Origin of the sequence: Streptomyces sp. NPDC058955 (genome assembly GCF_042741435.1) — a bacterium.
Taxonomy (GTDB): domain Bacteria; phylum Actinomycetota; class Actinomycetes; order Streptomycetales; family Streptomycetaceae; genus Streptomyces.
The window spans coordinates 1-5,319 of sequence record NZ_JBHYKM010000152.1; the positions used below are offsets into that span (position 1 = coordinate 1).

The following is a 5,319-nucleotide window of genomic DNA, read 5'->3' on the forward strand; positions in this document are numbered from 1 at the left end:
CGCCGCACCCTCCCCGTGCACACCGCCTTCGCCGAGCGGCTCGTCGCGGTGCTCAGCGGGGAGCGGCCGGTGCACTCGATGCTGGGACTGACCGTCGGGGAGGCGTACGACCAGCTGGTGCGGCTCGCGCCGCGGACGGCCGCGCGGGGGTTCGGGCCCCGGCCCGTGCTGCGCCGGTGCGCCGCGCAGCCGCACTCCGGGGACACCGTCCTGGAGGTCTTCGCCTCGCTCGCCGCCGGCCACCGCGTCCGCGCCCTCGCCTTCCGCCTGGAGCGCGGCCCCGACCACCGCTGGCGGTGCGCCGCCGTCGAGCTGGACGGCCTCGGCCGACTGGTCGGCGGCGGCCCCCAGCCATGACGAAGGGCCCCGCCGGAACACGTCCGGCAGGGCCCTTCACCAGGTCGGACCGTCACTTCTTGCGGCGACGCCCGCCCGCGTTCTTCTGCGCCTTGCGGCGCTCCGCCCGCGTCATCCCGTCGCCGGAGTCGACGTCGTCCGAGCCGAAGTCGCCCTCGACGACACCCCCGTCGCCGTCCACCGACGGCGCGGAGAAGTGCAGCCGGTCCGGCCGCTGCGGGGCGTCGAGCCCCTTCGCGCGGATCTCCGGACGGCCGCCCGCCGGCACTGCCTCGCCCTTGTCCAGGGACGGCGCGCCGGCCTGCACCGGGACCTCCTCGACCTGCTGCTCGACCTGGACCTCCAGGTTGAACAGGTAGCCGACGGACTCCTCCTTGATGCCCTCCATCATCGCGGTGAACATGTCGAAGCCCTCGCGCTGGTACTCGACCAGCGGGTCCTTCTGCGCCATCGCGCGCAGACCGATGCCCTCCTGGAGGTAGTCCATCTCGTAGAGGTGCTCGCGCCACTTGCGGTCGAGGACCGAGAGGACGACCCGGCGCTCCAGCTCGCGCATGATCTCCGAGCCGAGCTGCGCCTCGCGCGCCTCGTACTGCGCGTGGATGTCGTCCTTGATGGACTCGGCGATGAACTCCGCGGTGATGCCCGCGCGGTCGCCCGCCGCGTCCTCCAGCTCCTCGACGGTGACCTTCACCGGGTAGAGCTGCTTGAAGGCGCCCCACAGCCGGTCGAGGTCCCACTCCTCCGCGAAGCCCTCGGCGGTCTCCTGGCGGATGTAGTCGTCGATGGTGTCGTCCATGAAGTGGCGGATCTGCTCGTGCAGGTCCTCGCCCTCCAGGACGCGGCGGCGCTCGCCGTAGATGACCTCGCGCTGCCGGTTGAGGACCTCGTCGTACTTCAGGACGTTCTTGCGGGTCTCGAAGTTCTGCGTCTCGACCTGCGACTGGGCGGAGGCGATGGCCCGGGTGACCATCTTGTTCTCGATCGGCACGTCGTCCGGCACGTTGGCCATGGCCATCACGCGCTCGACCATCTGCGCCTTGAAGAGCCGCATCAGGTCGTCGCCGAGCGACAGGTAGAAGCGGGACTCGCCCGGGTCGCCCTGACGGCCGGAACGACCGCGCAGCTGGTTGTCGATGCGGCGCGACTCGTGGCGCTCGGTGCCGAGCACGTACAGCCCGCCCAGCTCCTTGACCTCCTCGAACTCCGCCTTCACGGCCTTCTCGGCGCGCTCCATGGCGGCGGGGAGGGCCGCGGCCCACTCCTCGACGTGCTCGACCGGGTCCAGACCCGCCTGCCGCAGCTCCGCCTCGGCGAGGTCGTCCGGGTTGCCGCCGAGCTTGATGTCGGTACCGCGGCCGGCCATGTTCGTGGCGACGGTGACGGCGCCGCGGCGACCGGCCTGGGCGACGATGGTGGCCTCGCGCTCGTGGTGCTTGGCGTTCAGCACCTCGTGCGGCACACCGCGCTTGGAGAGCTGCTGCGAGAGGTACTCGGACTTCTCGACCGAGGTGGTGCCGACGAGGACCGGCTGGCCCTTCTCGTGCTTCTCGACGATGTCGTCGACGACGGCGGCGAACTTGGCGACCTCGGTCCGGTAGATCAGGTCGGACTGGTCCTTGCGCTGCATCGGCTTGTTCGTCGGGATCGGGACGACGCCGAGCTTGTAGATCTGGTGGAACTCGGCCGCCTCGGTCATCGCCGTACCGGTCATGCCGGACAGCTTGTCGTAGAGGCGGAAGAAGTTCTGGAGGGTGATCGTGGCGAGCGTCTGGTTCTCGTCCTTGATCTGCACGCCCTCCTTGGCCTCGATGGCCTGGTGCATGCCCTCGTTGTAGCGGCGGCCGGCGAGGATACGGCCGGTGTGCTCGTCGACGATCATGACCTCGCCGTCGATGACGACGTAGTCCTTGTCCTTCTTGAACAGTTCCTTCGCCTTGATGGCGTTGTTCAGGTACCCGACGAGCGGGGTGTTGACCGACTCGTAGAGGTTGTCGATGCCGAGCCAGTCCTCGACCTTGGCGACACCGGCCTCGTGGATGCCGACCGTGCGCTTCTTCTCGTCGACCTCGTAGTCGCCGGTCTCCTCGATGCCCTTCAGCGGGTTGCCGGGCTCGCCCTTGGTGAGGCGGGTGACCAGCTTCGCGAAGTCGCCGTACCACTTGGTGGCCTGGTCGGCCGGGCCGGAGATGATCAGCGGCGTACGGGCCTCGTCGACGAGGATCGAGTCGACCTCGTCCACGCACGCGTAGTTGTGGCCGCGCTGCACCAGTTCGTCCTTCGACCACGCCATGTTGTCGCGCAGGTAGTCGAAGCCGAACTCGTTGTTCGTGCCGTACGTGATGTCGCAGGCGTACTGCTCGCGGCGCTGCGCCGGCGTCATGTTGGCGAGGATGCAGCCGACCGTCAGGCCCAGGAACTTGTGGACCCGGCCCATCAGCTCGGAGTCGCGCTCGGCCAGGTAGTCGTTGACCGTGATCAGGTGCACGCCCTTGCCGGACAGCGCGTTCAGGTACGCCGGCAGCGTGCCGACGAGGGTCTTGCCCTCACCGGTCTTCATCTCGGCGACGTAGCCGAGGTGCAGCGCGGCGCCGCCCATGAGCTGGACGTCGTAGTGGCGCTGGCCGAGGACGCGCTTGGCCGCCTCGCGGACGGTGGCGAACGCCTCGGGCAGCAGGTCGTCGAGGCTCTCGCCGTCGGCGTACCGCTGCTTGTACTCCTCCGTGAGGGCCCGCAGGTCGGCGTCGGAGAGGTTGACGAAGTCCTCTTCGATGGAGTTGACCTGGTCCGCGATGCGGTGCAGTTTGCGCAGGATCTTGCCTTCGCCTGCACGCATGAGCTTGTTGAAGACGGACACTGAGGCTGGTCTCCTTGCCGGTCGGGCCTGGCACTGGGTCTTGTCACGGACACGAGCGCGGGCACGGCAGGTGGTCCCCACCGCAACGGCCATCGTAAGCGAGACCACCGTCACGGAGGGAGGCCCGCAGGGCCGCCGCTGCACGTCCGCCCGCAAAGAGAACGCCCGAGGTGGTCGGAAGGTGCCGCCCCATCCGAAAAGTGTTCGCTTCCGTCCGGCGCCGTCCCCACAATCCGGGCATGGATCCCATCACGCTCACCAGCGACCGCCTCCGGCTGCGCGCCTTCGTCCCCGAGGACGAGGACATCGTGTACGCCCACTGCCAGGACCCCGCCATCCGCCGCTGGACGATCGTCCCGGACCCGTACACCCGGGAGGACGCCGCCTTCTTCCTGAACCGGCTCGTCCCGGAGGGCTGGCGCGACGACTCCGACTACAGCTTCGCCGTCGAACCGCTGGACGGCGGCCCCCTCTTCGCCGCCATCGGCCTGCACAGCCGGGGCAACGGCGTCTGGGAGGTCGGCTTCTGGCTCGCCCCGGAACAGCGCGGCAAGGGCTACATGGCGGAGGCGGTGCGGACCGTCGCCCACTGGGCCTTCACCGGCCTCGGCTGCGTCCGGCTGATCTGGCGCGCGGAGATCGGCAACACCGGCTCGCGCGCGGTGGCCGAGCGGGTCGGCTTCACCGTGGAGGGCGTCCAGCGGGCCTCCCTGCTGCACAAGGGCACCCTCCGGGACGGCTGGGTCGCCTCGCTGCTCCCCTCCGACTTCGGCCTGCCGAGCCCCGTCCCGTACCTCCCGCCGCGCGAGGCCCCGCCCTCCGTGGACCCCCGCGCGCAGGCCCGTCCCGAAGGCTCCGGCACTGTCGGTCCGGGGGCCTAGGGTTTCCGCATGACCACCGTGCCGAAGACCGCCCCGCAGCCCGCTCCCCAGCCCGTCGCCGCGCTCTCCGCCACCGAGGCCCGCCGGATCGCCCTGCGCGCCCAGGGCTTCCTGGGGGCCCCGGACCGCCGGGGCGGGGTCCGGGGCGTACTCCGTCACCTCGGCCAGGTCCAGCTGGACACCATCTCGGTCCTGGCCCGCTCGCACGAGCTGATCCCGTACGCGCGCCTCGGCGCCGTCGGCCGCCCCGCGGTGGAGGAGGCGTACTGGTCGGAGGGGCACGCCTTCGAGTACTGGTCGCACGCCGCCTGCATCCTGCCGGTCGAGGAGTGGCCGCTCTTCGCCTTCCGCCGCCGCGCCTACCGCGACCGCCCGCAGTGGCACCACGAGCTGTCCGACGGCTCCTACGCCAAGGTGATCGACCAGCTGCGGGCGGAGGGCCCGCGGACGGCGACGGAGCTCGGCGGCGCCAAGAACAAGGGCGAGTGGTGGGACTGGTCCGACACCAAGATCGCGGTCGAGCGGGCGCTGATGTACGGCGAGGTCGTCGTCACCGAGCGGCGCGGCTGGAAGCGGGTGTACGACCTGGCGGAGCGCGCCATCCCGGAGCCGCTGCGCCACGACGACCTGGACGACACCGAGTGCGTGCGGCGCCTGGTCCGGCAGGCGGGCGAGGCGCTGGGCGTCGGCACGCGCGCGGACATCGCCGACTACCACCGGCTCAAGGCGGAGCAGTTCGACGCGGTGGTGGCGGAGTCGGGTCTGGTGCCGGTGACGGTCGAGGGCTGGGGGAAGCCGGCCTGGGCGGACCCGGCGGCGCTGGCCACGGAGCCGCGCGGCCGGCACCGCACGACGCTGCTCTCGCCGTTCGACTCGCTGATCTGGGAGCGGGCCCGCACCGAGCGGATCTTCGGCTTCACGCACCGGCTGGAGGCGTACGTCCCGAAGCCGAAGCGGGTGCACGGCTACTTCGCGATGCCGGTCCTCGCCGGCGGCCGTCTGGTCGGCCGGGTGGACCCGGCCCGCGAGGGCCGCACCCTGGTCGCCAAGCAGGTCTCCCTGGACGGCCCGAAGGCGGTCCCCGCCGTCGCCCAGGCCCTCCGCGAGGCCGCCGCCTGGGTCGGCTGCGACACGGTCCGCATCGAGCGCCTGGACCCCCCGGAACTGACCCCCGCCCTGACGAAGGCGCTGGCCTAGCGCCTCAGCGGATCTCCAGGATCTTCT

General features: G+C 71.1%; 4 protein-coding genes. 3 read left to right on the top strand and 1 reads right to left on the bottom strand.

Annotation, left to right across the window (positions count from 1 at the left end; translation table 11 throughout):
* The coding region (locus tag ACFW1I_RS34765; RefSeq protein ID WP_384677499.1) for an Rv3235 family protein at positions 1–357 on the top strand (357 nt) is incomplete at its 5' end.
* Positions 358–409: 52 nt separating this feature from the next.
* Here ACFW1I_RS34765 and secA read toward each other — a convergent pair.
* On the bottom strand, positions 410–3,214 hold the full coding sequence (gene secA / locus ACFW1I_RS34770) for a preprotein translocase subunit SecA (protein WP_384677501.1): 2,805 nt from the start codon (positions 3,212–3,214) through the stop codon (positions 410–412).
* A 239-nt stretch (positions 3,215–3,453) separates the two neighbouring features.
* Here secA and ACFW1I_RS34775 point away from each other — a divergent pair, with 239 nt between their 5' ends.
* Positions 3,454–4,095 (top strand): GNAT family N-acetyltransferase, encoded by a 642-nt coding sequence (locus ACFW1I_RS34775; protein WP_384677503.1) that lies wholly within the window; start codon positions 3,454–3,456, stop codon positions 4,093–4,095.
* A gap of 9 nt (positions 4,096–4,104) precedes the next feature.
* A complete protein-coding gene (locus ACFW1I_RS34780) occupies positions 4,105–5,292 on the top strand; it encodes a winged helix-turn-helix domain-containing protein (RefSeq protein ID WP_384677505.1) in 1,188 nt (395 codons plus the stop codon).
* Positions 5,293–5,319 lie beyond the last annotated feature (27 nt).

Coding starts and splice junctions, on each gene's coding strand:
- ACFW1I_RS34775 (WP_384677503.1), top strand. CDS start 3,454: ATGGATCCCATCACGCTCACCAGCGACCGCCTCCGGCTGCGCGCCTTC.
- ACFW1I_RS34780 (WP_384677505.1), top strand. CDS start 4,105: ATGACCACCGTGCCGAAGACCGCCCCGCAGCCCGCTCCCCAGCCCGTC.